General features: G+C 64.3%; 3 protein-coding genes and 1 tRNA gene. All 4 read right to left on the bottom strand.

Going from position 1 to position 5,235, the window contains the following annotated elements; translation table 11 throughout:
• Window positions 1-237 precede the first annotated feature (237 nt).
• Window positions 238-320: transfer RNA gene (locus EI28_RS11805), tRNA-Leu, on the bottom strand.
• A gap of 101 nt (window positions 321-421) precedes the next feature.
• Window positions 422-4,285 (bottom strand): DNA-directed DNA polymerase II large subunit, encoded by a 3,864-nt coding sequence (locus EI28_RS11800; protein WP_048115074.1) that lies wholly within the window; start codon window positions 4,283-4,285, stop codon window positions 422-424.
• Window positions 4,286-4,373: 88 nt separating this feature from the next.
• A complete protein-coding gene (locus EI28_RS11795) occupies window positions 4,374-4,967 on the bottom strand; it encodes a CheB methylesterase domain-containing protein (RefSeq protein WP_048115072.1) in 594 nt (197 codons plus the stop codon).
• A 12-nt stretch (window positions 4,968-4,979) separates the two neighbouring features.
• The coding region (locus EI28_RS11790) for a two-component system response regulator (RefSeq protein ID WP_048115070.1) at window positions 4,980-5,235 on the bottom strand (256 nt) is incomplete at its 5' end.

The following is a 5,235-nucleotide window of genomic DNA, read 5'->3' as shown; positions in this document are numbered from 1 at the left end:
TCACCCAAGAAAAAGTAGTCGACTCTATTTACGAAGATATGCCACGGAGAAAAAAGGAAGGGATAGCGAATAGGGATGAACAGAAAGGGAATCCTTAATTGTGTTTTCGAGATTTCAGCATGACAAAACACGGAATATATACCGCCCTTCTTTGAACAGGAGGTTAACTCAATTAATTGCTTGTCAAGCAGAAATCTCCAGTTGCATTTTAAAGAAAACCATAACTTCAAGAAAAAATGCGAGTGGCAGGATTCGAACCTGCGAACTCCTACGAGAATCGATCTTGAGTCGATCACCTTTGGCCGCTCGGTAACACTCGCGCCTGTACCTCTTGAACCTACGAAGTAATGAGTTTGATGGCGGCCGGCTCCGCCGGACGAAGACCCGATCCCGGCACGGCCTCCGGCGCCCTCCAGCCCCTCTACATAAAATCCGCGAGCCCGAGTTGCTTCTCCGGGGGCTCGCCGAAGGTCGACTCGATCTGCATGAAGAGCACCTCCACCCGCTGCTTCGTGTAGTCCGATATCGCGTAGGTCCCGCAGATGTTGCGCGACATCTCCAGGTACTTCTTCACCGAGCCCTCGTGGACGGTCGGGATGACGTGCCCCCCGCAGCGGGTGCACTTCCCCGCGAGCGGCATCCGCCGGTACTTCGCGTTGCACTTCATGCACCGGACCTTTTGCTTGGAAAACGCGTTGAGGTTCCCCTGGAGGTCGCGGATGAAGTGGGTGTTCAAGACCCGCTCGGCGACATCGTCCTCGTCCACCGCCCGGATCTTCTTCGCGAGGTCGAGCTCCGCTTCGAGCTTGTCGAGCATCGACCCGAGTTTCGTGTAGGTGGACTCGAGCGGCCCCGCCGAGATGTTCGAGGTCGCGTGGGTGAAGAGGAACCCCTCGCACTGCGCCGGGGTCCCGAGCCGGCGTTCCACCCGGTCGACGTAGTCGTCGAGGTCTTTGGGGTGGGCGTAGGCGAGACAGCCGTTGTAGACCTCGAGGGGATAGTGGTCGCAGACGTCGACGTTGTGGCTCTCCTTGTCGACCTCTGACGGGTCGATCCGGGTCGTCAAAACCAGCGGTGCGTCCATCGTCCCGCCCCGGGTATCGGGGAGGTAGGCGCGGGAGAAGTTGATCAGGCCGTCCAGGAGGAGCATCACGCAGTCCTCGTCGCCGTCGCACTGGCCGCAGAAGATCCCGTTCGCGACCAGCGTATGATTGTCGGCGACCGTCAGGCAGTAGACCCGGTCGTCGAGCGCCTGCACCGTCTCGCGGCTGACGACCTCGTCCGCCACGACGAGCCCGCCCTCCTCCACCGGGACGCGGTCGCCGACCGCGACCTCGAGCGCCCTGACCTTCCGGAGGTAATCCGTGTCCCAGACCAGCATCGCGTGATCGGGCGTCACTGTAAGGACCCTCCCCCGTCGTGTCGCGAACCGGATCAGGTGCGCCGGGGCGCGGTGGACGGAGACCGAGGTCACCCTCTTCAGGCTGGTCTTCCCCTGCGGGTCGATGCTCCGGACGTAGAACGGCTGGCGGGGATCGGAGTAGAACGTTCCCACGTGGTCAAGCCCCGGCTTCGATATATCGAAGTTCTCCGTTACGAACTGCCGGATCGGCAGCGACATCCACCGCCGCCCGTCGGAGACGGCGATCTCCGTATCGCCGGAGAAACAGTTCCGCCGTTTCGCCGCGTGGAAGAACGGGTGGCCGTAGCCGACCGGCGCCTTCGAAAACCCGATCAGCCGGCAGAGAACCCCGGCGCTCGTGTGCGGGGCAAGCCCCATCAGGAGATGGCCGACGAGGTCGAGGGGTTTCTCCGCCTTATAAAACGGTTCGAGCCCGTAGAGCCGCACCAGGAGATCGTCGACGAACTTCGCCACCCGGACCAGCCACTCGCCGCAGCCCTCCGAGACCAGGATATCCTGGTGGCGGAGTTCCAGCACCTGGTCGTCCGAGACGAGTTCCCCGCCGTGGATGTCGTGGGTGTAGCCGAGTTCCCGGAGCCGTTCGATGGGAGCACCGACCTCGTCCGGCCGGAAATGAGTCAGGGGAAGATCGATCATATCGTAGCGGGCGGTGCCGTCCTTGAAGACATAAAGGTTCTGCAACGCCCGGAGGATCCCCTTCTCGATCGGCTCCACCGGCCGCTCGCGCGAGATCAGCCCTTTCACGCCCTTTAGGAGCGCGACCGAGGACTCGCGCACCCCGAGGTTCTCCATCGCGGCCAGGTACTCCGCTTTCACGTTGATCGTGACTTTCTGGAGGCAGACCGTCTCCGCGTTGCACCGGGGGCAGACCTCCTGCCCGACGTCCTTGCCGCACCGGGGGCACCGAAAGACCGGGTTCGTGTGCGCCCCGCACTCGCAGAGGTTCTTGTAGGTGAAGGCGCCGCAGGCGGGGCACTGCCGTTCCCCGACCTCCGCCTCGATCACCCCGCCGTCGGTGTTCGACCGGGGTTTCGAGGAGCAGGCGGCCTGGAACGACCGGCGGGCACCGCCCTCGTCGCCGATCGGAAAGAGCGAGTGGGGCGGCGGGCGCATCTCCCGCGGCTTCGACTTCCCCGGCCGCCCCATCCGGCCGCCGATCCGGGTGCCCGCCCGCGAGCGCACCGTAAAGCCCGAGAGGTGCGCCACGAGGTCGAGCGAGTTCTCCATCGGCGCGTCCTGCCACGCCGGCCGCTTCGTAAGCTGCAGCGTCAGCCCGAGGCAGGCGAGGAGCACCAGGTGCTCCCGGATCGCCAGCCGGTCCCCCGCGAGGTGGTGGGGTATGAGGAGTTCCTCGAGGACCGCCTTCGTCTCGGGGGTGTTCGGGACCATCAGCATCCCGTCCTCGACCGTCCCGCCGGTGCCGACCGCTTCCGCGAGGGAGGCGATATCGGCCGGGGCGACGTCGTCCCACATGTAGGTGTAGTCGGGATGGAGCGGAGCCCCGTCGAGCGCGAACTCGATCGCCTCGAGCTCGTTTTCAGGGTGCCGGGGACCGCCCTCGAGCATCCACCACTCCTCGCAGTAACTCGGCGGCATCAGGGGATGGTTGTTCTCCATGAACTCCCCGAAACTGACCAGCATCTCGCCGACGTCCAGGATCTCGTCCACCTGCCCCGCGAGCCGCCGGGCTTCCGCCGCGTCGTCCACCCGGCGCACCTCCCCGCTCCGGAGTTTGACCGTCGGCCCCTGGATCGAGTCCACCGGCACGACCCCCGCCGCCTTCCCCGGCCGCTCGACCTTCATCTGCGTCCCGACCGCCAGGAAGTCCCCGAGGATGTGCAGCGTCGCCGGGTTGAAGCCCGCGGCCGCAAACCCGGTGTTCCGCGCCCGGCCGAGGCGCAGCCGGAACCCGCCCTTGCGCATCGGGTAGGAAAAGACCGGCCGCCCCCCGATCAGGTCGCGGATGTACTTGTCTTTCGGCTTGATCGCGGCGCTCGCATCGTCGTCGTCGCTCTTCGCCGAGGCGCCGCCGCTGATCAGGTCGTCGAGCCAGTCCCAGCCCTGCATCTTCATCTTCCGGACGTTCTTCTGGACCTTCGGGGCCTTCAGCGCCAGCCCTTCCGCGACGACGAGCGCCATCCCGCCCCGGACGGTGTTCGTCTCCACCCGCTCCAGGTTCCGGTAGCCGCTCACCTCCTGCTGCTCCGTCGGCTCGCCGTCGATGCAGACCGGGCAGTTCTCGATGATCATCCGGAGTTCCTTCTCGCTCGGGAGATACTGCAGGCTCATGATGTTGTTGTACTGCCGGATCTCCTCGATGTAGCGCTCCACCTCCTCGGGCCGGGGAATGTAGCGGTTGATGCCGAGCGCCTGGCGCACGTAGTCGCCCACCAGCACCGAGAGCGCCTGCGCCGTCCCGCCGGCGCTCCGGATGGGGCCCGCGTAGTAGATCTTTAAGTATTCCGTCCCGTCGTCGTTCTTTCCGAGACTGACCTTTCCGATCCCCTCCGTCGGGGCGGCCACCACGCCCTCCGTCAGGAGCGCCATCGCCGCGCGGATGGCGTGGTCGAGGATCTCCTCCGGCGTGGTCTCGCCGAACTTTCGTGCCGCAAAATCGTCGCCGATGCGGAGCGCCGCCTCTTCGCGGGACATCTCCGCCTCGAGTTCCCGTATCCGGGCCGCGATACCCTTGTAGCCGAGGAGCGCCTCCACGCGGTCGGCGAGGTCACTTGCCACCGGGATCTCGATCTCCGTTCTCGGATCGAGTCCCCGGGCGCGTGCGGCGGCGGCGAGCCGTATCGCGGCATCGAGCTCTCCCTCGAGTTCCTCGAAGTACCGGGCGATAGCAGGCGAGACCTCCATGCATGAAGTATGGGCCCTTCACGCATTTAGAGCAGTCGTTCGGGTTCGCCGGCCCCGGTTCAGGCAGGCTGCAACAAAGGCCTGAGCGTCAGAGGATTCCGGCGAACCTGATGATATTCTCGCGGATCGCATCCGGCGGAAGCATCTGGTCCACCCGCCCGGTCGCGAACGCGGCGCGGGGCATGTAGTGGATGGCGCAGGTCCGGAGAGCCTGTGCGAAGGTGGTCCCCCCGATGGACTTGATGTGAGAGATCCCTTCGGCGCCGTCGCTCCCCATCCCCGAGAGGATCACCCCGGCGAACCGGTCGGTGCCGCGCCGCTCAAGCGACATCATGGCGACGTCGATCGAGGGCCGGACGTACTGCACCTTCTCGTCGTCAAAGAGGCTGATCGTTCGGTTTTCGACGAGTTTCAGGTGGAGATCGCTTGGAGCCACGTAGATCGTGCCGTGCTCGATCTTCTCGCCGTCCTCCGGAACCCGGACATCCATGAACGAGATCTCTTCGATATGCCGGGAAAGCGCGCTGTTCATAGAGTGCGGCATGTGCTGGACGAGGATGACGGCGGCATCGACGAGCGGGAACTGGGAAAAGATGACCTCGAGCGTTCGCGCCCCACCGGTCGACGAACCGATGACGACAATCGTCCGCCTATCGCGGGGAAGAGATAAGGAATACTCCATGTAATCTCCCCCTTACGGAAGGTAATTGAGGTACCCCTTCACGAGAGCCACGATCTCGTCCGGCTCGAACGGCTTCGTGATGTAGTCGATGACGTGCTCCTTGAGGCACTCCAGTTCCACGTCCGGGACGTCCTTTGCAGTGAGCATCGCGATGACGTTCCCCTCCATGAGATCGCGGTCGATCATCTCCTGGATCGTCTCCCATCCGTCCTTTCGGGGCATCATGATATCCATCAGGATGACCCCCCGAAACCCATCTGCGAGTTGT

Source organism: Methanoculleus sp. MH98A (assembly GCF_000691865.1).
Lineage (GTDB): Archaea > Halobacteriota > Methanomicrobia > Methanomicrobiales > Methanoculleaceae > Methanoculleus.
This window is presented reverse-complemented; position numbering and strand designations above follow the sequence as displayed.